Annotated in this window: 25 protein-coding genes; 11 read left to right on the top strand and 14 right to left on the bottom strand. The window is 36.2% G+C overall.

The genetic code is table 11. The features are described 5' to 3' along the window. Positions 1–3 precede the first annotated feature (3 nt). The gene (locus ACF3OB_RS04700) at positions 4–1,128 is read right to left on the bottom strand and encodes a DNA polymerase III subunit delta' (RefSeq protein ID WP_172919606.1); all 1,125 of its coding nucleotides are present in this window, start codon (positions 1,126–1,128) and stop codon (positions 4–6) included. Between the two features lie 34 nt (positions 1,129–1,162). Then, positions 1,163–1,879, bottom strand: coding sequence for a pyridoxine 5'-phosphate synthase (locus ACF3OB_RS04695; protein WP_392448544.1), 717 nt, complete (start codon positions 1,877–1,879; stop codon positions 1,163–1,165). 162 nt (positions 1,880–2,041) lie between these two features. Between ACF3OB_RS04695 and ACF3OB_RS04690 the strand changes: the two genes are divergently transcribed. The 5 genes from ACF3OB_RS04690 to tsaB all read left to right on the top strand — a co-directional run bounded on the left by ACF3OB_RS04690 (position 2,042) and on the right by tsaB (position 7,311). Next, on the top strand, positions 2,042–3,661 hold the full coding sequence (locus ACF3OB_RS04690) for a DUF4139 domain-containing protein (RefSeq protein ID WP_392448542.1): 1,620 nt from the start codon (positions 2,042–2,044) through the stop codon (positions 3,659–3,661). A gap of 189 nt (positions 3,662–3,850) precedes the next feature. After that, entirely contained in the window at positions 3,851–4,438 is a 588-nt protein-coding gene (gene def, locus ACF3OB_RS04685) for a peptide deformylase (protein ID WP_042007790.1), read from the top strand. A gap of 86 nt (positions 4,439–4,524) precedes the next feature. Then, complete coding sequence (locus ACF3OB_RS04680) at positions 4,525–4,956, top strand: DUF5606 domain-containing protein (RefSeq protein ID WP_042007792.1); 432 nt, start codon at positions 4,525–4,527, stop codon at positions 4,954–4,956. Between the two features lie 47 nt (positions 4,957–5,003). Then, the gene (locus tag ACF3OB_RS04675; RefSeq protein ID WP_172914711.1) at positions 5,004–6,416 is read left to right on the top strand and encodes a M17 family metallopeptidase; all 1,413 of its coding nucleotides are present in this window, start codon (positions 5,004–5,006) and stop codon (positions 6,414–6,416) included. A gap of 226 nt (positions 6,417–6,642) precedes the next feature. Then, positions 6,643–7,311, top strand: coding sequence for a tRNA (adenosine(37)-N6)-threonylcarbamoyltransferase complex dimerization subunit type 1 TsaB (tsaB, locus tag ACF3OB_RS04670; RefSeq protein WP_392419614.1), 669 nt, complete (start codon positions 6,643–6,645; stop codon positions 7,309–7,311). On the opposite strand, the gene rlmN is transcribed toward tsaB, so the two are convergent. The 7 genes from rlmN to era all read right to left on the bottom strand — a co-directional run bounded on the left by rlmN (position 7,294) and on the right by era (position 13,520). Next, complete coding sequence (gene rlmN / locus ACF3OB_RS04665; RefSeq protein ID WP_042007798.1) at positions 7,294–8,331, bottom strand: 23S rRNA (adenine(2503)-C(2))-methyltransferase RlmN; 1,038 nt, start codon at positions 8,329–8,331, stop codon at positions 7,294–7,296. The two genes, tsaB and rlmN, sit on opposite strands and share 18 nt — an antisense overlap. Before the next feature lie 99 nt (positions 8,332–8,430). Beyond that, positions 8,431–8,988 (bottom strand): gliding motility lipoprotein GldD, encoded by a 558-nt coding sequence (gene gldD, locus ACF3OB_RS04660; RefSeq protein WP_392448539.1) that lies wholly within the window; start codon positions 8,986–8,988, stop codon positions 8,431–8,433. Then, a complete protein-coding gene (gldE, locus tag ACF3OB_RS04655; protein ID WP_392448537.1) occupies positions 8,981–10,303 on the bottom strand; it encodes a gliding motility-associated protein GldE in 1,323 nt (440 codons plus the stop codon). The genes gldD and gldE overlap by 8 nt, the downstream gene beginning before the upstream one ends. 60 nt (positions 10,304–10,363) lie before the next feature. Beyond that, entirely contained in the window at positions 10,364–10,768 is a 405-nt protein-coding gene (locus tag ACF3OB_RS04650; protein ID WP_392448536.1) for a single-stranded DNA-binding protein, read from the bottom strand. A 224-nt stretch (positions 10,769–10,992) separates the two neighbouring features. After that, positions 10,993–12,072, bottom strand: a complete 1,080-nt coding sequence (gene mutY, locus ACF3OB_RS04645) for an A/G-specific adenine glycosylase (RefSeq protein WP_172914707.1) — start codon at positions 12,070–12,072, stop codon at positions 10,993–10,995. A gap of 201 nt (positions 12,073–12,273) precedes the next feature. Next, positions 12,274–12,477 carry a twin-arginine translocase TatA/TatE family subunit gene (locus ACF3OB_RS04640; RefSeq protein WP_042007804.1) on the bottom strand — a complete coding sequence of 68 codons (204 nt, stop codon included), beginning with the start codon at positions 12,475–12,477 and terminating at the stop codon, positions 12,274–12,276. Positions 12,478–12,638: 161 nt separating this feature from the next. After that, positions 12,639–13,520: a GTPase Era gene (gene era / locus ACF3OB_RS04635; protein ID WP_042343926.1), complete on the bottom strand. Its 882-nt coding sequence runs from the start codon at positions 13,518–13,520 to the stop codon at positions 12,639–12,641. A gap of 105 nt (positions 13,521–13,625) precedes the next feature. Here era and ACF3OB_RS04630 point away from each other — a divergent pair, with 105 nt between their 5' ends. Together ACF3OB_RS04630 and ACF3OB_RS04625 are read left to right on the top strand one after the other, a co-directional pair. Further along, on the top strand, positions 13,626–14,057 hold the full coding sequence (locus ACF3OB_RS04630; protein WP_172917788.1) for an Rrf2 family transcriptional regulator: 432 nt from the start codon (positions 13,626–13,628) through the stop codon (positions 14,055–14,057). Between the two features lie 21 nt (positions 14,058–14,078). Continuing rightward, the gene (locus tag ACF3OB_RS04625; RefSeq protein ID WP_392448535.1) at positions 14,079–14,792 is read left to right on the top strand and encodes a tRNA1(Val) (adenine(37)-N6)-methyltransferase; all 714 of its coding nucleotides are present in this window, start codon (positions 14,079–14,081) and stop codon (positions 14,790–14,792) included. 135 nt (positions 14,793–14,927) lie between these two features. Here ACF3OB_RS04625 and nrdG read toward each other — a convergent pair whose 3' ends face one another. From nrdG to accD, 5 genes are all read right to left on the bottom strand, one after another. Continuing rightward, positions 14,928–15,401: an anaerobic ribonucleoside-triphosphate reductase activating protein gene (nrdG, locus tag ACF3OB_RS04620; protein WP_095912298.1), complete on the bottom strand. Its 474-nt coding sequence runs from the start codon at positions 15,399–15,401 to the stop codon at positions 14,928–14,930. Beyond that, positions 15,382–17,172, bottom strand: coding sequence for an anaerobic ribonucleoside-triphosphate reductase (gene nrdD / locus ACF3OB_RS04615; RefSeq protein WP_172917790.1), 1,791 nt, complete (start codon positions 17,170–17,172; stop codon positions 15,382–15,384). The genes nrdG and nrdD overlap by 20 nt, the downstream gene beginning before the upstream one ends. A 622-nt stretch (positions 17,173–17,794) precedes the next feature. Beyond that, the gene (locus ACF3OB_RS04610) at positions 17,795–18,745 is read right to left on the bottom strand and encodes a mevalonate kinase (protein ID WP_042007810.1); all 951 of its coding nucleotides are present in this window, start codon (positions 18,743–18,745) and stop codon (positions 17,795–17,797) included. A 136-nt stretch (positions 18,746–18,881) separates the two neighbouring features. Next, positions 18,882–19,916, bottom strand: coding sequence for a diphosphomevalonate/mevalonate 3,5-bisphosphate decarboxylase family protein (locus ACF3OB_RS04605; RefSeq protein WP_095912300.1), 1,035 nt, complete (start codon positions 19,914–19,916; stop codon positions 18,882–18,884). 54 nt (positions 19,917–19,970) lie between these two features. After that, the gene (accD, locus tag ACF3OB_RS04600) at positions 19,971–20,825 is read right to left on the bottom strand and encodes an acetyl-CoA carboxylase, carboxyltransferase subunit beta (protein ID WP_042343920.1); all 855 of its coding nucleotides are present in this window, start codon (positions 20,823–20,825) and stop codon (positions 19,971–19,973) included. 258 nt (positions 20,826–21,083) lie between these two features. Here accD and ACF3OB_RS04595 point away from each other — a divergent pair, with 258 nt between their 5' ends. From ACF3OB_RS04595 to ACF3OB_RS04580, 4 genes are all read left to right on the top strand, one after another. Next, entirely contained in the window at positions 21,084–22,445 is a 1,362-nt protein-coding gene (locus tag ACF3OB_RS04595) for a carboxypeptidase-like regulatory domain-containing protein (protein WP_392448532.1), read from the top strand. 74 nt (positions 22,446–22,519) lie between these two features. Then, positions 22,520–23,419, top strand: coding sequence for a 1,4-dihydroxy-2-naphthoate polyprenyltransferase (locus ACF3OB_RS04590; protein WP_392448750.1), 900 nt, complete (start codon positions 22,520–22,522; stop codon positions 23,417–23,419). A gap of 59 nt (positions 23,420–23,478) precedes the next feature. After that, positions 23,479–24,156, top strand: a complete 678-nt coding sequence (locus ACF3OB_RS04585) for a metal-dependent hydrolase (RefSeq protein ID WP_392448530.1) — start codon at positions 23,479–23,481, stop codon at positions 24,154–24,156. A gap of 169 nt (positions 24,157–24,325) precedes the next feature. After that, positions 24,326–25,483, top strand: a complete 1,158-nt coding sequence (locus tag ACF3OB_RS04580; protein WP_392448529.1) for a 5-(carboxyamino)imidazole ribonucleotide synthase — start codon at positions 24,326–24,328, stop codon at positions 25,481–25,483. Positions 25,484–25,485: the final 2 nt, after the last annotated feature.

The raw sequence follows: 25,485 nt of genomic DNA, 5'->3' as shown, positions 1-25,485 counted from the left end.
TAATCAAGGTTTTTTATGTAACAATCGAGTAAGTTTTATGGATAAATCCGTAAAGATAATCCTTGCATTACCGTTGCGTTCTACGTGCAGTAGAGCTTCTTCTAACTGTTGGTGAATTTGTTCGATGTTGTTTCCGTGAACGAAAGGTGCAAATTTTTGTAATTCAAACGAAGGGTCTTTGAAAACGGCATAGACTAATTCTTTTGAGCCGTAATTCAACAGCATTGCTTGACGGAATATCTCAATACAGTAGAACAAAAATTGTTTTTGTTTTTCACGCCCGTTTGTAGCAATTTCTTCGCTCCATTGAAGCAATCCGTGAATGGCTGATTTGTTGCCTTTAGCCCTGTATGCCGACCGAACCCATGTGATAAACCAGCGTTCAAAGACATCCTCTTCTTCGGTTTCTTCCGATAGTTGTAGGGCTTTGTTGAAATTTCCTTGAGCCTGGACAGCATAGCGTGTGGCATCACTTTCAGTAATCCCTTTCTGTATAAGAGCTTGTTTTATAGCATTTTCACTCAAAGGAGGGAATCGCAGAATCTGGCAACGTGAGCGAATCGTGTCCAATATGGATGATTCATCTTCAGTGATGAGCAAAAAAATCGTTTTTTGTGGAGGTTCTTCCAAAAGTTTCAGCAACTTGTTGGCCGATTCTACATTCATTTTTTCAGCCATCCAGATAATCATCACCTTAAATCCACCTTCAAAAGCCTTGAGAGTTAACTTTGAGGTAATATCCTTGGCTTCATTTACGCTGATGTTCCCTTGTTTATTTTCGATGCCCAACTGTGAATACCAATCAAATAAACTGCCATAAGGTTGCTCCTTTATAAACACACGCCAATCTTCTAAGAATAACGAACTTATAGGGTCTTTTTTTACTCTGTTGTTAGTAGCTGTCGGAAAAACAAAATGCATATCGGGATGTGAAAGATGGTTGCACTTTGTCATACAGGAAGTATCACCCTTACATAAAATATGGGAAGCGTAGGCAATCGCCATAGGCAACATTCCTGTTCCTTCGTTACCCACAAAAAGCTGTGCGTGTGGAATACGTTGTGCTTCTACACTGTCTTTCAGGTGTTTTTTTATGGTTTCGTATCCGATAATGTCGTCGAATGTCATTTTTTTGTTAATTGAAAATAAATTTTTCCGAATACTATCTGCTTAACTTATTTAGGTATAAATTTACCACATTTTCCAACCCCAAGTAGAGAGATTCGCTAATGAGAGCATGTCCTATTGAGACTTCGAGCAGATTTGGAATGTTTTCCTTAAAAAAACGGATGTTTTCAAGATTCAAATCATGTCCAGCGTTGAGTCCTAAACCTACTTTTTGAGCTTCTAAGGCTGCTTTCACGTATGGTTGTATACCATTTTTGTTTCCTTTTTCGAACTCAGTAGCATATGCTTCTGTGTAAAGTTCTACTCGGTCAGTGCCTGTTTCCGCAGCAGCGTTTACTATAGCTTCCACAGGATCTACAAAAAGGGAAGTACGAATTCCATTACGTTTAAATTCAGTGATTACTTCCGTCAGATAAGCTCGGTGTTTGATAGTATCCCAACCTGCGTTGGAGGTAATGGCATCGTCAGCATCTGGAACAAGGGTTACTTGAGTAGGTTTTACTTTTAACACCAAATCCATAAACTTCCGAATCGGATTTCCTTCAATGTTGTATTCAGTTACTACAACATCCAATAAATCAATCGCATCCTGATAGCGAATGTGTCGTTCGTCAGGGCGTGGGTGAATCGTAATCCCCTCAGCTCCAAAATTTTGAATATCGGTAGCTACTTTTAGTAGATTGGGAACGTTTCCTCCACGTGAGTTCCGAAGGGTTGCGATTTTATTGATGTTTACACTTAATTTTGTCATTGTATTATTCATTATTGATTCAAAAAACAAAGATACGTCTTCTTGTTGAAAATAAAAGTATTTTTTTGGAGATTGACAGATAATTGAGCTAAAAATAATAAAAGGCACGTTTATTGTATTACCAAATGCATATATAAATATCAAACATAAAAAGATAAAAATATGAAACGAGTTATATTGAGTGTTTTTTTTAGTTGTATAACCTTGTTATTTAGTGTGTTAAAGGCGCAGACGGTGTTTACGCATGCTAAAGCAGAACGTGTTCAACTCTATTTTAATGGGGCTGAAATTCAGCAATCGGCAAATTTGGCACTCCCAAAAGGGACATCAGAAGTGGTGATTATGAATGTTGCTAATCAATTGGATGAGAGTTCAATACAGATAAAATCTGCAAAAACAGCTACAATTTTGTCTGTTCAGTTTTCAAATCAACCTGTGGTGGGCTATGATCAGCAATTTGTGTCGGATACAGCTCGTCCCATTTGGGATAGTATTCAAAATACTGAGAAAGAAATCAAAAAAAATGCGTTATTGAGAAAATCTGTCCAAAAATCATTAGAAATACTTGATAAGAACCAACAGTTAACAAATCAAAATATGACTACAGCCGAACTTTCTAAGTTGTTGGACTATCACAAATCAAAACGATTTGAACTTGAAAAACAACTCAATGATCTTTCAGAAGAAAGTGACAGATTGCAAAAAAAACTCGGGTTACTCAAATTTAGAATGGGAACAGCTTCTTCGCAAAATGTCAATAATAGAGGGAAAATCATTCTGCAGGTAATGAACGAAACGGAAGGAAAAGTGCCTTTTCAGTTGAATTATATTTCTTACCAAGCACGTTGGAGTCCTTTTTATGAGGTTCGTTCTGAAAAAATTAATGCTCCGATAACGCTAAAATACAACGCAGGAGTGTCGCAAAGCACAGGAGTGGATTGGAATAATGTTAAGTTGAGTTTGTCTAGTGGTTATGTGAATCAACAAACTACAGCTCCGGTGTTAAGTCCATGGTTTATTAATTATGACAAACCTGCACAACCAGCTCCCATGGTTCGACAAAGGGCTGCTTTTTCTAAAAATATGGAAACAAAGCAGTTAAATGAAGTGGTTGAACAAGATATTATGTTAGAAGAAAAATCACTTCAAGATGTGGTAGTGGTAAACGAAACCCAATTCAATACCGTATTTGATATAGATTTGCCTTACACCATTCTTTCCAATGCAAAAAAGCACAGTGTTGCACTGCGAACAATCGAAATCCCAGCGACGTATAAATACTATACGGTTCCAAAATATGATTTAGGAGCTTATTTGGTAGGAGAGATTCAAGATTATGGTAAATACAATCTGTTGCGAGGTGAGGCAAATTTGATTTTTGAAGGTATGTATGTAGGGAAAACAGTTATTAACCCAGAAAACGCATCCAAAAAACTAACGTTGAGCTTAGGTAAAGATAGAAATATCCGTATCGACCGAAAGTTGGTGTCCCAAAATACAGAAAATAAATCTTTTAGCTCTAAAAAGGTACAGACTTTTACCTATGAAATTACGATGCAGAACAACAAGCGTGAGTTGGTAGAGATTGAAGTTGAAGATCAGATTCCGTTAAGCACCAATAAAGAAATTAAGGTCCATTTGGTGTCGTCAGATAATGCAACTTTCGATGCTTCCAAAGGAAAGCTACAATGGAGAATACAGCTGAAACCTAATGAAAATAAGAAGGTTAAGTTTACTTATCAAGTGGAATCGGATAAGGAATCGAATGTGTCGAATTTATAAAAATTTCTACTTTTAGTGTTATTTTTGGTGTGCATATTTTGTTTAAAGAGTCTCTAATTTTTGCCAAATAGGAACCATTGCAGAGAAATTACGAAAAAAAATAGAAGCAGAAAATAACGATTTTTTATCAAACAAATTGTCATTCTACGGAAAAAGTTTACATTTGCATTCTTATAACATTGAAAGATTATGGTTTTACCGATTGTAGCTTATGGCGATCCTGTGCTCCGAAAGATGTGTACGGATATTTCTGCAGACTATCCCAATCTTAAAGATTTGATATCCAACATGTTCCAAACTATGGAAGCTAGTAGGGGTGTTGGTTTAGCGGCACCACAGATTGGATTGCCCATTCGTTTGTTTGTGGTTGATGCAGCTCCATTTGCTGATGATGACGAACTAACAAAGGAAGAACAAACCTTTTTGGAAAACTTTCGTAAGGTGTTTATCAATGCTAAAATCATTGAGGAAACAGGTGACAAATGGAGTTTTAACGAAGGTTGTTTGAGCATTCCAGGGGTGCGTGGAGACGTGTCACGACATGAGCGATTAACTATTGAATATTTAGATGAAAATTTTCAGCCTCAAGTTCTTACGGTAGATGGGTTGGCAGCGAGAATTATCCAGCACGAATATGACCACATACAAGGAGTGTTGTTCACCGATAAGCTGTCGGCATTCAAAAAACGAATCCTACAAGGGAAATTGACTGACATCAGCAAAGGTAAAGTGAATGTCGATTATCGTATGCGATTTCCGGATGTAAGAAGAAAATAGTTCAGAGTTCTTAGGATTTCACAAAATAAGTTCTTAAATTTTTATTGTCTATAACGAAGATAATCATTAATAAAAAAATATAAAAAATGGAATTAAACAAAATATTAGCTATTTCAGGCAAACCAGGATTGTACCACTTAGAGTCCCAAACACGAACAGGATTTTTAGCAACTTCACTTTTGGACGGGAAGAGAATTTCTATCGGAATTCGCGATAATGTGAGCCTACTTTCAGAAATAGCTATATACACATTGGAGGAAGAAGTGCCTCTTTCACAGGTTTTTAAAAATATAAAAGACAAAGAAAATAGTGGAAAAACTCCAGTTACCCACAAGTCAAGTGGAGCAGAATTAGAGGAATATTTCTTCAGTGTACTTCCGAACTATGATGAAGATCGTGTGTATGCAAGTGATATCAAAAAGGTAATCCAATGGTACAACTTACTGCTTGAAAAAGGCTTTTTAGAAGAAACAGAAACCGAAGCTCTTAGCGAAGAAGCAACAGAAGAAAATAAATAATCATTCAGAGCGTATTTTAGATACGCTCTTTTTGTACAGAATATCACATGAAAATATATCCTACACAAAATCAGCAAATAGGTGATGTAACAGCTTACATTGCTACCGAAGTAGAGCAAACGCCTGATTTTTTACACACATATTTGAAAAAACATACTGAAAAACAGCAAAATATAGTAGTGGCATTCCCTTTATTAGAACGACCCTTAGTGGTTGCTTTGCTACTTGAAAAAGGGAAAGATACTAATGCCGAAAGAGAAAAAGCTCGACAACTTGGAAACGAACTTCTTACTACTTTTAAAAAAGAAAAATATACAGAAGTTTATATTCATTCATCAGTAGATAAAGACCTCACAATGTGTGTTTTGGAAGGAATGCAGTTGTCTGACTACCAGTTTAATAAGTATAAAACTAAGGAAGATTCTCAACCTGAAATATCTGTATACGTTGATTTACCAGTAACCGAACTTACTCAGTTTAATAATTTGTTGGCATCGGTTGCAGTTGCTCGTGATTTGGTAAACGAACCTCCTTTGGCATTGACAACCACGCGTTTATCCGAAGAGATCGAAGTTCTCAGTAAGCATTTTGGATTTGAGGTTAGTGTACTCCGTAAGCAAGAAATCCAAGATTTGAAGATGGGTGGATTATTGGGTGTGAATGCGGGTAGTGAAGTGCCTCCTACTTTTAATATTCTTACATGGAAGCCTAAAAATGCTGAAAATCAACAACCTTATGTGTTTGTAGGGAAAGGTGTAGTATATGATACGGGAGGTTATAACATCAAGCCTGGAAATTACATGGATACGATGAAGGCCGACATGGCGGGTGCGGCAGCTGTAGTAGGCTTGTTGTGTGCCGTAGCCAAAAATCAATTGCCACTGCATGTAGTAGGGCTAATTCCTGCCACCGACAACCGAATAAACTCTAATGCTATCGTATCCGATGATGTGTTGACAATGATGAACGGAATGACTGTTGAAATTAAGAATACAGATGCTGAGGGACGGCTTATTTTAGCGGATGCTTTGACTTATGCACAGCGTTTGAACCCAGAATTGGTTATTGATTTAGCTACACTTACAGGAGCTGCGGCTCGCGTTACGGGACACTACGGTAGTGCTTTTATGGGGAATGCTTCCGATGAAATCAAAAAACGTTTACAACGATCTGGGGATAAGGTATTTGAGCGTTTGGTAGAACTTCCTTTTTGGGATGAGTTCGGAGAAGATTTAAAATCTCCCATTGCCGATATCAAAAACTTAGGAAATCCCGAAGGAGGAGCTTCATCAGCTGGGAAGTTTTTAGAACATTTTACCAATTATCCTTGGGTACATATCGATATCGCAGGAACTGCGTTTTTGAACGCTCCTTTCCGCTATTTCAAAGCTGGTGGGACAGGTGTTGGTATTCGCTTGTTGTATGATTTTTTGAGCGAGGTTTCAACTTATAATGATTAATTTCGAACAAGTTCTATTGGCATAAGGTATTCAAAATAGTAGAAGAGACTGTCCGAAAAGGTCTATTTTAAAGAAGAATGTATTTGTAAAAATGTTGAATATTAATGTTTTTCTAAAAATTCCAAAAAAAGGCTCTTCGCTCAGTCTCATTCAAATCGAAGTGTATTTCTTTGTAAACAGTATTGTTACATAGGAAATATTTTGTTATACAAAATCAAATATAAAAATGAACATTCTCTGTATAGAAACATCGGGAATTAATTGTTCGGTAGTAGTTGCTCGCGATGGGGTATCAATTGCCGAAGAATCGGAAAATAAAGGTAAGTTTACACATGCCGAAACATTACATCTTTTTATTGAAAAAGTACTTGCTGATGCAAATCTTCCGATGAAAGAAATAGATGCTATTGCTATCAGTGGAGGTCCGGGTTCTTACACAGGATTGCGGATTGGTGTGTCAGCTGCTAAAGGTTTGTGCTTTGCATTGGGTGTTCCTTTAATTTCTGTACCTACATTACAGGTGTTGGCTAAACAAATTTCTGACAGTCAGTTTGTTATTCCTATGTTGGATGCTCGACGTATGGAGGTGTATAGTGCTGTTTTTGATAAAAATAACAATGAGTTAGAAGCAACTCAAGCAAAAATACTTGATGAAAACAGCTATCAAGAGTGGTTAAATAAAGGAAAAGTTACCTTTTTGGGAGATGGAGCAATGAAATTTTCTGCCATATGTAATCACCCTAATGCAGTTTTTGTTAGTGATAAGTATCCACAGGCAAAAGATATGATTTCGTATGCAGAGGAAAGATATAGAAATGCTTGTTTTGAGGATATTGCCTATTTCGAACCAAACTATTTAAAACCTTTCCATACCACTTCATCGTTTGTTAGCTAATTGACCACAGGCAGCATCAATATCTTTGCCTCGAGAGCGACGAACGGTAACCGTAATCCCAGCATTTTCCAACATAGTTTGGTACATGTCAATGGCGGAACTGTCCGCTTGTTGATAGTCGCCATCGTCAATTGGGTTGTACTCAATTAAATTTACCTTGGAAGGAGCAAAACGACAAAATTTTATCAAAGCATCTACGTCTTTTTTCTTGTCGTTGATGTCTTTCCATACTACATATTCGTAGGTGATTTTGTTTTTAGTTTTTCGGTACCAATATTCCAAAGCTTCACGAAGTTCTGATAAAGGAAAGTTTTCGTTAAATGGCATTATGGATGTTCGTACTTCGTCAATGGCGGAGTGTAATGATACCGCTAATTTGAATTTGACTTCGTCGTCTGCCATTTTTCGGATTAGTTTCGGAATTCCTGAAGTCGAAAGCGTTATTCTTTTGGGCGACATTCCTAATCCTTCATCGGAAGTGATTTTTTCGATTGCCGATAGCACGTTGTTGTAGTTCATTAGAGGTTCGCCCATTCCCATAAAAACAATATTTGACAAGGGACGGTTGAAAAATATACGACTTTGATTGTCAATGACTTTTACTTGATCGAAAATTTCGTCAGGCTGTAGATTACGCATACGTTTTAGTCTGGCTGTAGCACAAAATTTACAGTTCAAACTACATCCTACCTGACTTGACACACAAGCTGTGGTTCTAGTATCGGTAGGAATCAATACCGATTCTACCAATAATCCGTCGTGAAGGCGAACCGCATTTTTGATAGTTCCATCAGCACTTCGTTGCATCACGTCCACTTGAATATGGTTTATCGAAAAATGATTTTCAAGCATTTCACGAGTTTGTTTCGGTAAATTGGTCATAGCCTCAAAGGAGTGCACACCTTTATTCCATAGCCATTCATATACCTGATTTCCACGAAAAGCCTTGTCTCCATGGGTTACAAAGAAATCTCGTAACTCTACTTTGCTTAATGCTCTAATATCTTTTTTCTCTATCATCTTGTTTTTCTCGCGTATTCAGGTTGTTTTCTATTAATTGTGAAAATATTTTGAAAAGAAGTGTTTTTCACATGCTATTATTTTTCCATGTATATTGTCTTATTTCCATCGTAGGGTTTCCATAATTCGGCGAACATCTTTTTCCAAATAATGGCTTGCGGGTTGAATTGAATCATAGTTAGGTACTACTTTGAAATAGACCGAACCCGAAATGAAATGTGTGGTGCTATCAGTGGCGTAGAATTGAGCCTGTGAAGCTGCATTGCCATAAACTTGGTAAAACATCCCATACACGCGAGTAGAATCGTTTACGAATTGATTGGAAGCAATATTGTCTGCTTTGATGGTGTGTTCAAATGTAAACTTTTGAGCATCGCGCAACAAATGGCGAATATTGTCTTTTACTTTCTTATATGATATATAAATAGTAGCCTTCATTGCGGGATATTCAACATCAAAGTCGCATGAATCATCCTTCTTAGTTTTCACAAATGCAGAAGTGTTAGTTTCAAATTCAAATGGGCAATAGTCCTTAGCATAGTTTTTATATTCCGCCTGTGGGTATTCTAATCGAAGAGCAGCCTTTGGTTTTGGTAACGCTGTTTCTTCACAGCTTAATATTGTGAAAATCAATGTGATAAATAATAAACTACGCATTGTTCTCTCTGTGTATTTTGATTTGTTTTATACGTTTTTTGTCAAATTCCTGAACAGTAAATTGGTAGTTCTCAAATACAATAGGAACGCCTTTCTGAGGGAAATCCCCCGCAATTTCTAACAAAAAACCAGCTAAGGTTTCTGCTTCTCCTTCTTTTTCCTCAAATATAAGTTCCTCTTCATCTGTTAGTTGCATAATCCGATAGAAATCTTTTAGCACTGTTTTTCCTTCAAAAACGTAGGTGTCCTTGTCAATTTGGGAATAGATAACATCCTCATCGTCAAACTCATCGTTTATGTTTCCGACAATTTCCTCTATGATATCTTCTAAAGTAATAATGCCACAAGTGCCACCATACTCATCAACTACCACCGCTAAATGTATTTTCATCTCCTGAAATTCGCTGAGCAAATCGTCTAACTTTTTGTTCTCGGGGACAAAAAAAGCCTTGCGCTTAACAGTTAGCCAGTCGAAATCGTCGTTTTCCAAATGAGAAAGTAAATCCTTGATGTAGATAATCCCTGTGATATCGTCCAGACTTTCGTTGTAAACAGGAATACGCGAATAGCCCATTCGCACAATCTCGGTGATTACTTCCTTGAAAGTCAGGGTTTCACTCAATGCAAAAATATCAATACGAGGAACCATCACTTGGCGAGTTTCCGTATTTCCGAATGAAACAATACTTTCCAAAATTTTCTTTTCCTCCTTAGTTGTGTCATCAGACGATGCTAATTCTAAGGCTTGAGATAATTGTCCTACGGATATGTGTGTAGACTGTTTTCCTAATTTATTGTGAATCAAAGATGTAAATCCTTTCATCGGGATGCTGAGTGGTGTGAAAAGCGTGTCTAAAACATAGATTGGATATGCCACAGTTTTGGAAAAAAGTATATTATTCCGGTTTGCATATATCTTCGGGACGATTTCCCCACAGAGTAAAATCATAAATGTAACAACCCCTACATCTAAAATCATCCGCAGGATTTCGCTCTCAATGCTTCCGAAGAGAAAATCTCCCAAATCTACGAATAATAAGATGATGGAAATATTTACTAAATTATTAGAAATCAATATTGTAGCCAACAATTTCTTTGGATTTTCGACCAAGCGAGCGATAATGCCTCCCACTGCCGATTTTCCATCGTTGAGGCTATTCACTTCGGTTGGTGAAAGTGAAAAAAGTGCCACTTCAGACCCTGAAATCAAGGCAGAACAACCTAAGAGTATTAAAAAAACAGCAAATTGCAAAATAATATTCCAATCAAGTATACTAAATTGCAACGCAATAGTTTCCACTGCCATTAACGGCATCAAAAGTAAGGTAAGGGGAGGCTCTGAGTCCAAAATTTTAATATTAGTTAAACAATGTTTTTAAAAAGGCAGACTTTTATTTACGTCATCCGCAGGTGATTTCTTCTCTGATTTTTCTTCCTTTCGGCTGTTCGGCAGAAGCGTAAATTCGTTGGCATAGATTTCGGTTGTGTAACGAGTTGTTCCGTCTTCGGCTTGCCATTGACGAGTTTTTATCCGTCCTTCAACATAAATCAAATCACCTTTGGAGGTATATTTATCAATAATTTCAGCTTGTTTGTTACGAACCACCACTGTATGCCATTCTGTTTCAACTACTTTTTCGTTAGTTGTTTTGTTGGTATACTCCTCATTCGTAGCTAATGAAAAACGTCCAACACAATTACCTCCTTCAAAATAGGTCAATTTTATCTTATCTCCCAAACGCCCAATAAGCATCACTTTGTTTAATGTTCCTGCACTCATAGTATTCAATTTTTAAGGGTTTATGTTGTATTTTCTAATCGTTTTTGGTTAGAAGAATTAGACAATAAATTATTTCCTTTTTCTCATACACACAAAACGGATAATAATTTTTTTATTTTTGTCTTGCTGATGGGGCTTTATTTTGTTTCTTTCTACACTTGAATCCAAGCTTCTGTCCAATCGAATAGATAAAAAATGTGTTGAGGCTTTCGACAAAAGTACAATTAATTTCTAAAAAACCAAAATTCTTTCAAGAAATTTGCTGTTAAAACCGATACAGGATAGTTTTTAACTTCCTCTTTATCAATGCTATTTTTCAATGAATATTCCATGGAGATTATCCAAAACTGAGTGTGAATATGCTGATGTGATAATTTGTGAATCTTTTCGTATTTATGTAGGTAAATATCTGTTATACAGTCGAATATCTTATCTATTTCGGCTTTTATTTCTGCTTCCGAGTAAGGTTTTTCAGTTTCTATGAGTGGAAATTCATACAATCCTTGCCAGATATCTTTATTGTTACGTTTATTCAATATTGTATGCTTCTGATTATCAATAGGTACGATGTAGTTAAAATAACGCTTTCGTATTTTTGTTTTCCCAATTTTTACGGGTAGCCTTTCTACTTTACTTTGATTTTTAGCAACACATTTGTCTGAAAAGACACAACTTTCGCACATAGGCAGTTGTGGTTTGCAGTGTATCGCTCCGAATTCCATAATAGCTTGGTTGTAAACTCCCGCATTTTTTGGATCTAATAGTTTGGTAGCCAATTTTTTAAACTGAATAATACCTGAGGTAGTGTCGATAGGAGTTTCTATGCCAAAAACACGGGCTAAAACTCGATAAACATTTCCATCAACAACAGCGCAAGATTCTGAAAAACAAATAGATGCAATGGCGCTTGCTGTGTAATCACCTATGCCTTTGAGTTTCAATAATTCCTTATGTGTTGTAGGGAAATTTCCATTGAGGTCAAAAGCAATCGTTTTAGCGGTGTGATGTAGGTTTTTTGCACGGGAATAATATCCTAAGCCTTGCCATAGCTTCAGTACCTGTTCTTCGGATGCATTTGCTAAGTCGAAAACAGAGGGGAAATGGTTTGTAAAACGCTCATAGTAAGGCAATCCCTGTGCAACACGGGTCTGTTGTAGGATGATTTCGGATAGCCATATTTTATAAGGATCTGTGGTTTGTCGCCACGGCAAATCTCTTTTTTCGCTATTGTACCACTGCAAAAGTCGTTGAGAAAAAAAACGGTCGAAAGCCTCGACTTTCGATGAAGAATTCGATAAATTCAAAATGGATTGTTTTGTAGGAAATCGTTGAAAAGAAACTATCCGAAAAACTTTAGCTCAAACATCTTAGTTTTAGTTTACCACAAGATTTTACGGTATTCGCATCTGTATTTAGCCTGAAAAAGATTTTTCCGGATAGTATAGTTATCTTCGATAATTTTATGCAAAAAATGCTTTGCGAAAAGACTGTCTTCAAAGAATTAATTACTCCTGCTTTTTCTCTATTGAAGAATTAGTTTCATCTTTGTTTGGCTCCTTGGTTGCATCTTTAAATTCTTTGATGCCACTTCCTAATCCACGCATCAACTCAGGTATTTTCTTACCTCCAAAAAGAAGAAGAATAAGGATAACAACCACTGCAATTTGCCAAGGCCCTGGAATTCCTAAAAATATACTATTAGCTAACATACTGTTTCTTTTTTGTGCAAAGATATAAATTTATTTCAAAAAAAAGAGAATCGCTAGTTTTTAAAATGATGTAAGCTACATTTTATGTTATAAAAGGTTTGTAAAAAAGTGTTGAATAATTTGAGTTGCTGGAGCTTTTTACTCTTTTATATCATATAAATCTACTGGCTGTATCCGAAGCGTCGCAATTGTCGAGAGTTGGAACGCCAATCCTTGTTCACTTTCACAAATATTTGAATATGAATTTGTTTGCCGAAAAATTTTTCCAAATCAGCTCGAGCTTGTGTGCCAACTTTTTTTAAGGCTTCCCCTTTATGTCCAATGATGATTCCTTTTTGGGTTTCGCGCTCCACCATAATCACGGCTCGAATGTGAATAATATGTTCTGAATCGACAAATGACTCTGTTTCTACTTCTACTGCATAAGGGATTTCCTTTTTGTAGTTTATCAATATTTTCTCTCGAATGATTTCATTAACGAAAAAACGTTCGGGTTTGTCTGTCAGTTGATCTTTTGGGAAAAACGCGGGTGATTCGGGTAATAATTCTACAATGCGATTAAAAACTTCTGCAGTTTGAAAGCCTTCCAAGGCAGAAATAGGGAAAATTTCGGCTTTAGGAACTCTTTCTTTCCAATAAGCTACTTGGTTTTCCAAAGTTTCTTGTGATGATTTGTCTATTTTGTTGATCAAAAGCAACACGGGTACTTGCATACGGTTTATTTTTTCAAAAAAAGCCTCGTCTTTCAGTTCTTTTTCACCAATTTCAACCATATATATTAACACATCAGCATCTTCAAAAGCACTTTTTACAAAATCCATCATTGAATGTTGTAATTCATAAGCAGGTTTGATAATTCCTGGAGTGTCAGAAAAAATTATCTGAAAATTGTCGCCACTAACAATTCCGAAGATGCGGTGTCGGGTGGTTTGAGCTTTGGAGGTTATGATGGAAAGTTTTTCGCCGACGAAAGCATTCATTAAAGTTGATTTTCCTACATTTGGATTTCCAATTATGTTTACAAACCCTGCCTTGTGTGTCATGTGTAAGAAGCGTTTTTAGGTTATTATTGGACAAAAATACGAAAAATAATTACAAATCAAATAAAAAGTAGTAACTTTGTCCGCTAATGTAGATGATAAAGAAATATGCTTTCCAACCCTAGTAAGTATGCCATTAATGCTGTTATTTATTTGGCGATTAATGGCTCAGAGAGTAATAAGATAGGAACTAAGGAAATCTCCAAAAAATTAAATATACCATCGCCTTTTTTGGCTAAAATCTTGCAAACTTTGGCTAAAAAGAAAGTTATTAGCTCCACTAAAGGGCCAAAAGGAGGATTTTGGTTGACAGATCATGAAAAACAAGCTCCTTTGATCACAATTATTGAAAATTTGGATGATGTTGAAAATTTTTCAAACTGTTTTATGGGGCTTAAGGCTTGTTCCGAAGAATTTCCTTGTCCTATCCACTATGCGATGCAACCTTTCAAAAAAGGACTTATCACAGAATTAATGGAAAACTCAATTGATTACTTTTCTCAAAAAGTAATCAATAAGGAGGCGTTTTTGTTTGTTTAATTGTCGTGACTCATTATTCAAATGATTTTCAAGTTCAAACAATTTTCAGTTTCGCAATCCCAAAGTGCCATGAAAATAGGTACAGATAATGTACTTTTAGGGGCATGGGTGTCTGTTGATCATTTTCCACATCGTATATTAGACATTGGTGCAGGGACAGGAGTTTTGTCCTTGATGTTGGCACAGCGTTCCGATGCAATGACCATCGATGCTGTTGAAATTGATGAAAGTTCATTCATTGAATGTACTGAAAATTTTGAAAATAGTCCATGGAGTGACAGGCTTTTTTGTTATTTTGCTTCCTTTCAAGAATTTGCTGAAGAAATGCAAGGAGAAGAGCCATATGACCTAATTATTTCAAATCCGCCGTTCTATACCGAAAATTATAGAACCAATTCGTTGGCAAGGAACAAAGCTCGTTTTGAAGACTCATTACCTTTCGAGACTCTTATGGATGGAGTAGTGCAATTACTTAGCGATGAAGGTGTTTTTTCAGTCATTATTCCATTTCAGGAAGAAGAAAGATTTATAAGTTTAGCTCAAAGTAAGGGATTATTTCCTCAGAAAATCACTCGTGTCAAAGGTAATGAACAGAGCGAATTGAAACGTAGCTTGATTGCTTTTATCAAAAACAAGGGGGAGTATACCTCTGATTTATTGGTAATTGAAAAAGGTCGAGGTCAGTATACGGAAGCGTATATTTCTCTTACAAAGGATTTTTATTTGAAAATGTAGAACTTTCCGAAGTAACCGTGTTTATAGTTATAGCCCTCTTTTTTATTTACAACTAGCAAGTTGAATTCTCCTAATATTCTTATGTGGTTTCAACTGTAATATATCTAAAAAGTTATTTCATATTTTTCCTAATAATCATTCCTTCCAAAAGAAATGGTTTAATATTTTTCCTGTTTTGATTTCTAACAGATGTTGGTTTGTGGTTTTGCTATCAAGTCCGCCTAATGAGGGAATCCATTTGCCCGTTTTGATGTAATCCAAACGCTCCAATAATTGTGGATATTTTCGAGCTACCTGCTTGATATTTAATCCCGTGTAAAGTGCTGTTTTTAAATTGTTTTCTTTTGCAATCGTAATAAATTTCAGCAGCTGATCAATATTCCATTCTCCTCCCATAAAAAGCACACAACTGATAGTTCCCTCATACTTTTCAATGAGTTTTTCCAACAAACTAAGCGTTAAAGGCTGTCCAAAATTCGGATTCCAGATATGCTCAGAGTGGCACCCCTCACAAGCTAACGGACAACCTGTTATCGTGAAACAAAGCGAAATTTCATTAGGAACTTCCTGTAATACAATATCATACTCGCTATACCGCAGTATTGCCATAATATCTTTTTTTGGCTTCCTTTTGTCTGTCTTTCGAGAAATTACTTATTTTTTTCAAATAACCGATGATGCGAGTAGCGTAATCAACATCAGTGGAATGGCATTTTACACAATGGTCAGTGGTGTGTTTATTGATATAACCACAACTATTACAATAAGTTACTTTTACATTGAAACAGAAATAATTACAACCCGTTTTCGCAGCTACATTGAGTAGCTTCAAAAATCCCTCTTGGGTTGGATATTCTTCCAAATTGCAGTGATATGCCGAGCCTCCGTCCAAAAATTGGATATATTCGTGTCCGTGCATAAAGAATTTATCTATTATATTAACAGATTCATCTTCAACTACATAAAAATATGAATTGTAACAATCTCTCGGAACAAAAAGCCCATCAGATTTATCCCAATTGGCATTTTTCACACCCAAATTTTCAGCAGGAACAAACTCTGTATTAAACATATAGCCGTATTTTGCTTTGGCTTCCTTGTTCTTTTCGTAAATCAGCTTTAAATTTTTATTGACAAATGATTTATATTCCTCATTATCAGATATTTTTAATCCTAAGAATTCTGCGGCTTCCACCATTCCGTTGATTCCTATGGTAAGAAATTGTTTGTCAAGCGAAATAAATCCTGCATCGTACACAGGAAGCATTTTAGCATCTTTATAATCCTGAATAATAGCACGATACGCAACTTGATATTTATGAATGTTATCAATCATTTTTTCCAAAGAAAGCCCTTTTTGATACAATCGGTTCATATTGATGGTAATCACATTGATACTTCCTGTGGAAACGCCACCTGCACCCAACGAATAACTGAACGTATTGTCCGAAATTTCATTTCGCAAACGACAACAACTCGCCAGTGAATCGGCATTGTCGGACTGATAGATGAAAAATGCATTTCCTTCACTAAGTTCTTCGGCACAGAAGTTGGCAAAATTTTCATCGTGAACTCTTTTGTCCTTGGTTAGCATCGCCGCCGTAACCACAGGAAAAGTCAGAATGGCTTTTTTTCGTTCATTATTGAACCATTTCATAAAATATTTTTGGATTTTATCCAACGATTCATAAATTGGTTTACTGCCGTCGGGGAAAACAAAATTCCCAAACATCGAATCGAAATAAGGTTTGTCGTACAAAGAAATATTCCAAAAAACAGATTGATAACCACGTGCCGCCGCAGGTTGATTGATAGCATACACCACGTGTTGCATTTCGTTTTCTACTATTTTTGTGTGCGTTTTTAGGTAGTCTTTTCCGTAGTCTTTTCGAGCGAAATAGTCAAAATACATCAAAAATTCAACCGTTGCCACTGCCCCAGCAAACTGAGAAGATACTGAAAATAAGAAATTTACAAACGAGCCACAAAAACTCGCTAAATGCTTCGGAGCTTTGGATTCGCCACCAAGTTTCAACAATCCGTCAAGCAAAAGAGGATACATCGAAACGCTCACACAATAAGGTTTCAGACTAGTTTCGTCGTGTACATAAATTTCGTGTTCTTCAATTTGCCTGATGTATTCATTGGCTAAATCCTGACCAAAAAGCTGAGCAATCTTGCGTGAAACCAACATTCTATTTACCTGAATATTAATATCTTTATTCAGTTCAGCTTCCATCGTGGCTATGTTTTTGTTAGAAACATTAGCATTAGAATCAAACAAAGAGCCACTCGCTGCATTTTGCGATGTTAGGTAATTCTCAATAAAATTACATTTCGTTTTTAGTTGTTCGGGTGTTAATTTTGTGAATTTTGACATAATAAATCGTTTTACAGATGAGATTATTCAAAGGTTAAGTCGATGCAAAATATAGTTAGTGGAAGTGATTCAATTTCTGAAATTTTCAAAAAAAACGATTGAGTTTTGTGATAACAAAAAAAATCTATAACTACTTGATTAATAGATTTATGATATTTTTAATTATCACACTACGAAGCTATGCAAATAAAAGATATATAAATCTTAAAATCTAGAATATTTATGCACAAACTTATCAACATTTGATAAATAGGCATACTTTTAAAATGTTCATTTTACCTAAAATTTAGACACAAAAAAATCCAAGCAGTTCAGATAAAAAAACTGTTGGATTTTTACTTTTTAGATGTTTTTTGTAAAATGATTAAGTCTTGTGTTTTAAACTTTTTTAGTAGTTTTTCCAATATCTGAAGTATTTTAGCGGTGTGGATACTTAAAAAACATTCAATTTAGTAGAAACCCCGATTTTCAGCTTTTTTGCCGAATTTCGGGGTTTGTTGATAATGAATATTAAAATATATTTATCTGATGTGCAGTAAATTAATAATTTTCCAAAAGTAGCTTCTCACTGAGAAGAGAATATGCTTTAAATCTAGCTGCAATTGAATTCCAATGGTTACTATTAAAACTGATAGACCACCTCTATTTTGTGTCCAGCGAGAGTCTTTTTAGCTTTTTCCAAATCTTCGGTAAAACCTAACATATAACCCCCTCCTCCTGATCCACAAAGTTTTAAGAAATAATCTCCAGTGTCGATACCTTGTTTCCAAAGAGTGTGAAATTCAGCAGGAATCATCGGTTTGAAATTGTTTAACACCACTTTTGAAAGTTTTTTGACATTGCTAAATAGTGATTTGATGTTTCCTTTCAGAAAATCATCAATACAGGCGTTTGTGTATTCAATAAATTCCGTTTTGAGCATACTTTGAAAGCCTTCATTTTTCATTTTTTCCATGAAAATACGCACCATAGGAGCGGTTTCTCCTACAACTCCACTATCCAACAAAAAGACAGCCCCTTTGCCGTTAATTGCTTGAGAGGGAATTCCTGTCGGTTCAATATGATCTTTTGATTTAATTAAAATCGGTAAACTAAGGTAGCTGTTCAAAGGATCTAATCCAGACGAGGTGCCGTGGAAAAAGGATTCCATTTTACCGAAAATAGTCTTTAGTTTCAAAAGTTTTTCACGAGTCAAATTCTCCAAAACAGTGATTTTGTCATGAGCATATTGATGATAAATAGCAGCTACCAACGCACCACTACTTCCCACGCCATATCCTTGTGGGATGCTACTGTCGAAGTACATTCCCTCGGCGATGTCGCTTTTCAGTTGAGCGATGTCAAAAGTAACAATTTCAGGGTTTTCGGTCGAAAGTTGTTCCAGATATACCGAAAAATCAGCTAACGCTCGGTTTGATTTTCTTGCCTCTTCAAGTTTGTTAGGGTCAGCCTCATCGAATGTTTTCAAGGCTCCGTTATAAAAATTATACGGTATAGCCAATCCTTTGGAATCTTTTATGATTCCATACTCGCCAAAGAGCAATATTTTCGAGTAAAAAAGAGGTCTTTTCATTAAATTAATGATTTTTTAATTGACAACGAACAATTTCAAATTGCTGTCCTAGGGTTCAAAGCTAATTACGAATTTAAAGGTACAAATTAATCTAATTCGTAATTACTTCGTTGCTATTTGTTAATTATTCATTGACTTAATTGTGGTCGCAAATATACTGCTTATTTTCACAATACACAACTAATTCTTTTTGAATAAATTGTATCACTTCATTCTTACAATAATTTGGATACAAAACATGTACGTTTGCACCAGCATCAAGTGTAAAGCAAACAGGAGTTTTTGTCTCTTCTCGGAATCGCCATATGCGTTGAATTACTTCTAACGTATTAGGTTTCATTAGTATGAAGTAAGGAGTGCTGGTCATCATCATAGCGTGTAGGGTAAGAGCTTCACTTTCTGTGATTTCTATAAATTTGTCCAAATCACCATTTTCAAAAATAGGGATTAACTTGCTGATGTTCTCGTGAGCTTGTTCAAAGCGTCGTTCTGCAAACGGATGATCGTGCATCAAGTCATGACCAAGAGAGCTACTTACTTGTTTTTGTCCTTTGTCAATCAATAGTATAGTGTCTTGAAAATTATTGAAAATTTCGTGAACTTTATATGGGTACACAACCCCGTATTTGTCCGAACTTCCCTGTATTTCAGTATGTTTTCCCCATACTACGATTTTCCCTTGTATGCTTCTACAAGCACTTCCAGAGCCTAAACGTGCTAATACGGAGGCCTTTTGCCAGTAGGTTTCATCTTCTGCCAAATGAGGGTATAGCAATTTTTCCATTTGCATCAAACATAACGAAAGAGCTGCCATACTACTTGCTGATGAAGCGATGCCACTACTATGAGGAAACGAATTACTCGAATGAATTTCTAAATGGAAATCCTTTAAAAAAGGCATATATTCATAAATCCGTTCAAGAAACGTAGTGATTTTAGGGTGAAAAGTAGGTTTAGGCTTGTCCTCAAAGAAAAATTCAAACTGAAAGTCATCCGTTGGGGTGGTTAGCTGTTCAAAATGAATGGTTGTTTCCGTATAACTATTGTTTAACGTTAAGCTAATCGACGGGTTTGCAGGGAGTTGATTTTTGCGTTTTCCCCAATATTTGACTAAGGCAATGTTGCTTGGAGCCTTTGCCGAAACTGTTCCTTTCTGTGTTTGGTATTTCATATCTTTGCAAAAAAAACGAGCGACTGATAAAATCGCTCGTTGTGTTATGTTTTTTTATCGAAGCGGGCGATTCATCACCAAATCGATGTATAGATTTACTTTGTTTTTCAGATTTTTCCGATTTACAATAAAGTCTAAGAATCCGTGTTCTAAAACAAATTCGGCGGTTTGGAATCCTTCAGGGAGGTCTTGACCTGTGGTGTCTTTTACCACGCGTGGCCCTGCGAATCCAATCAAAGCACCAGGCTCAGCGATGTTGATGTCACCAAGCATAGCATATGAAGCCGTTGTCCCCCCTGTCGTAGGGTCGGTACAAAGCGATATGTAGGGCAATCTAGCCTCGTCTAACTGAGCTAATTTCACCGAAGTTTTCGCCATCTGCATTAGTGAAAGAGCTGCTTCCATCATTCTGGCACCTCCTGATTTTGAAATCATTAAGAAAGGAAGTTTCTTTCTGATGGCATAATCAATAGCACGAGAAATTTTTTCACCTACTACGCTTCCCATTGAACCACCAATAAAGGCAAAATCCATACACGCAACCACCAATTTCTCTCCTTTAGAATTTCCTACAGCCGTGCGTACAGCGTCTTTTAAACCTGTTTTTTGTTCAGCCTCTTTTAGGCGGGTGGCATAGGATTTCGTGTCGACGAATTCCAGTGGGTCTTTTGAAGATAGGTTGGCATCTAATTCTTTGAATTCATTATTATCGAAAAGAATCTGGAAATATTCCTTACTTCCGATACGTACGTGGTACTCATCCTCAGGACTTACGAAATAATTAGTAGCAAGTTCTTCAGTTTCAACGATTTTTCCGCTCGGAGACTTGTACCATAATCCTTTTGGTGTATCTTTTTTTTCCTCAGTAGAGGTTTGTATTCCTTTTGCTGTTCTTTTAAACCAAGACATAATCCTCTGTATTTATCCGACAAAAGTATAAAAAAAAGTGAAAAATAAAAAGAAATACATTTGAAAGTTGAAATGTTTTCTCTATTGCTTTGTGATTAGATTAGATTTTGGTTTTTATGGTATGAAATAAGGTGTTTACTAATTAGTTGATATGTAGTTGTTTATTTTTGTTTTTGAGTTTTTGTTTTTAAATAAAACGTTTAAGTTTGTTTAGAGTAAATAAAAATAATATTTTTGCCCCGAATTTAGAGTTCAATAATGAAGTTTTTGTTTTTGTACATATTACTATTTGTTTCCATACAGGTTTTTTCACAACAAGTTGCTGGGGTTGTGGTTGATACTCATGATGAGCCTTTACATGGAGTAGTCATTGTTGATGAAAAATCAGGACGTTGGACAACTTCAAATAAAGAAGGTAAGTTTTCGATTACTTTTCATCAAGAATATTTATTAAGATTCAAGATGTTAGGAAAAGAAGAGGAATCATTGGTAGGTTCTTCACCTTCTTCTTCGATACGAATTGTTCTGAAGGATAAAACCTTACGATTGGATGATGTGGTAGTAACGGCAAGTATCCCTGAAAAAGGGGTAGCAAATTCGAAAATTGTACTCAACAAATACGCGATTAGTCAATTCCAATCTTTTTCGTTAGCTGATGTACTGCAGCAGCTTCCAGGGCAAAGGATAGTTGCCTCTAATTTTACTTCACCGAAGGTGTTGAATATGCGAACGGCAATTAACACTGGCAACAATGCTTTCGGGGTGGGTTATATATTAGATGATATGCCTCTTTCTAATGATGAAAATATGCAAACTTATAAAGGGACAATAGCTACTACGAGTTATTCATCAAATGTTAATTCAGGGTTGGATTTGAGAACGATACCCACGTCAAATATCGAAAAAATTGAAGTTATTACAGGAATTGCTGATGCTAAATATGGAAATGCCACTACGGGCTTGGTTATTATTGAGCGTAAAGCAGGTATTCATCCTTTTTTGATAGATGCTAAATTACAGGGAGGAGGGCAATCCATTTCGGTAGGAAAAGGCTTTCAGTTATCCCCCAAGATAGGCAAACTAAGTCTTTCACTGGATTACTTAAACTCGAATAACCAACCGGTCAATAATTTAAATGGTTTTAACAGATTGACAGGGAGTGCTATATGGACTACAGAGCGTGATGATTTTTTTCATAACTCGCTGTCAATGACCTTGCGAACTAATTTAGATGGAGTTAGAAAGGACAAGGAAAATGAGGTTAATTTTCAAGCAAAAAATGAAAAGAAAGATTATGCCATCACTTTAAGTAACCGTTCGCGATGGCAACTGAATCGAATATGGATCGACCGATTGTCGTTACAAGGTGGATTTTCATATTCCTACACTGAAGATTATAATTCTTCGTGGTTAAATAATGGAGGTTTGGTAGTCCCCACGGCAACTGAAACGAGTTTGCATACAGGGGTTTATACGCCTCCACAGTATTTGGGAGTGATGCACACTAAAGGAGAACCTTTTAATGCTAATATGCAAATTTCGGCTGAAAAGCATTACCGTGTAGGTTCATGGAATCATGATCGCTTTTCAGCATACTTTATCATCGTCTCCTACGCGTGAACGAGCGCCTGAATTACCTAAGTGATTTTTTTATTCGTCTGATAATTCCTACTTTTGTGGCCTATTACATTATGATGGAACTAAAAACGATTTTAAAAGCTGCTCGTTTGCGAACGTTACCGCTCTCTGTTTCAGGGATTATTATGGGTAGTGCGTTGGCTTTTCGTGTAGGGTACTTCCAATGGAATATTTTTTTGTTGGCACTTCTCACTACGATTCTCTTTCAGATACTTTCTAATTTCGCTAATGATTACGGAGATGGAGTTAAAGGAACTGATAATGTCAATCGTGTAGGGCCACAACGAGCGCTACAGAGCGGGAAAATATCCCAAAGTCAAATGAAAAGGCTAATCATCGTTACGGCGTTGTTGTCAATGCTTGTTGCAATAGCCTTGATTTATGAAGCTTTTGGGAAAGAAAACTGGGTTTATGTGTTGATTTTCTTTGTGTTAGGGGTTTCTTGTGTTGTGGCAGCTATTAAGTATACGGTGGGAAAGTCAGCCTATGGGTATCGAGGTTTCGGTGATTTGTTCGTTTTCATTTTCTTTGGATTGGTTAGCGTAGTTGGGACATACTTTTTGTATCTGCACGAATTAGATTGGAAGATTTTTTTACCAGCTACATCTGTTGGGTTACTCAGTGTAGCAGTGTTGAATATCAATAATATGCGTGATTATGAAAACGATAAAGCTATGGGCAAAAACACCTTAGTAGTCAAAATGGGAAGTAACTTGGCTAAATTCTATCACTATTATTTGGTTGTAGTAGCGATGCTTAGCATGTTAGTATTTTCTGTATTGCATTTGCAGACAGGTTGGCAGCTTGTTTATTTGTTGGTATTCATTCCATTAGCGTTGCATTTAATCACTGTTAAGAACAACAAAGTGTTAAAAAACTTGGACAAAGAGTTAAAAAAGGTCGCTTTGAGTACTTTTTTTATGTCACTTTTGTTTTTTATCGGACAAATTTTGTAATTTAGCCACTCTTTTACTTACTAATTTATAATTATAAACACATTTCATAATTACTTAAAATGGAAATCACATATTACGGACATTCATGCGTTGGAATAAAAATTGCTGAAACTTATTTGTTAGTTGATCCTTTTATTTCAGAGAATCCTTTAGCAAAGCATATTGATATCAATAGTATCAAGGCCGATTATATTTTGATAACCAGTGCTCATCAAGATCATACTACCGATGTTGAGGCAATTGCCAAACGTACTAACGCAAAAATAATTTCAAATTTTGAGATTGTTGAATATTTTTACGATCGAGGTATCGATGGTCATCCGTTGAATTTGGGAGGGGGAAATAATTTTCCTTTCGGAGTGCTAAAATTTGTTCCTGCCTTGCATTCGTCTACTTTTCAAAACGGCAAAGCAGGAGGTTGTGCAGGTGGATTCATTATCAAAACAATGGATAAAACCATTTACATTGCAGGAAATACAGCTCTACATTTTGATATGCAACTTATTCCTGTTCGATACAAATTAGATTTGGCAATTCTTCCAATTGGAGGTAATTTTACTATGGATGTAGAAGATGCTATCATGGCTTCTGATTTCGTGAAATGTAATACCATTATGGGAGTGAATTACGATACGTTCAATCTCATTAAAATCGATCACGAGTTAGCAAAACGTAGCTTCAAAGCTAAAGGAAAAGAATTGCTTTTACCTGCTATTGGAAGCTTTATTACGGTTTAAAAAAATATTCATATCTATTATCAAAGGCTGTATGGAGTTTGATTTGCTCAAAGTCAACTTTTCACACAGTCTTTTTGGTAAATATATACTTCATTAGAACTTACTCTTCTTTCTTAACAAAAGATGTATAGAGTGCAGAGACAAACTTATTCACAGATAAATAATCAGTATGGCAAACTACTTTTCATCAGATTTTACCTTAGGAATTTTAGGAGGAGGGCAATTGGGTAAAATGTTGCTCACAGAAACACGAAAATATGATATCAAAACCTTTGTGTTAGACCCCAGTTCGGACGCTCCAAGTCGTCTGGCGTGTAATCGTTTTTTTCAAGGAAGCTTATTAGATTTTGATACAGTTTACAATTTCGGGAAACAGGTAGATGTACTTACCATCGAAATTGAAAACGTAAATGTAGAGGCACTCGAAAAATTGGAAGAAGAAGGAGTTAAGGTTTACCCCTCAGCAAGGAGTTTAAAGATTATTCAAAATAAAGGTTTTCAAAAACAATTTTATGCTCAAAATAATATCCCTACAGCCGATTTTTTCCGTTTTCCATCAATTGAAGAGTTAAAAAAAGCCATTGAAGATTCTCACATAAGGTTTCCGTTTGTATGGAAAAGTACTCGATTTGGATACGACGGCAACGGAGTAAAGATAGTCCGTTCGGTCACCGATTTAGAAGGTTTGCCTAAGGGAGAGTGTATTGCTGAGACCATGATTCCTTTCAAAAATGAATTAGCTGTGATTGTGGCTCGGAATTTACAAGGAGAGGTGCGAACTTACCCTGTGGTTGAAATGGAATTTCATCCTGAAGCTAATCAGGTGGAATATGTCATTTGTCCTGCACGTATTTCCGATACTGTGGCACAAAAGGCTCGTGAAGTAGCCTTGAAAACGGCTGAAGCCTTTGGAATTGTTGGCTTGTTGGCGGTAGAGATGTTTCAAACACAAGAAGATGATATTTTAGTAAACGAGGTAGCTCCTCGAACTCACAATTCAGGACATTACAGTATTGAAGCGGCCTACACAAGTCAGTTTGAGCAGCATTTGAGAGCTATTTTAAACCTTCCTTTAGGGAAAACGGAAAGCAAACTCGCTGGAGTTATGGTGAATTTAGTAGGTGCCGAAGGGCATACGGGAGAGGTAGTCTACCAAAATATTGAAAAAATTATGGCAATGGAAGGTGTTACGCCTCATATTTATGGAAAGCGTGAAACACGTCCATTTCGGAAAATGGGACACGTAACTATCATTAGTGAAAATGTGGTTGAAGCACGTCGCATCGCACAAGAAGTTAAGGAAACGATTAAAGTAATTAGTAATTAATT

The sequence above is a fragment of the Capnocytophaga canis genome, from assembly GCF_043187445.1.
GTDB classification, from domain to species: Bacteria; Bacteroidota; Bacteroidia; order Flavobacteriales; family Flavobacteriaceae; genus Capnocytophaga; species Capnocytophaga canis.
Note: the sequence above shows the minus strand (reverse complement) of the source record. Positions and strands in the feature narration are given on the sequence as shown.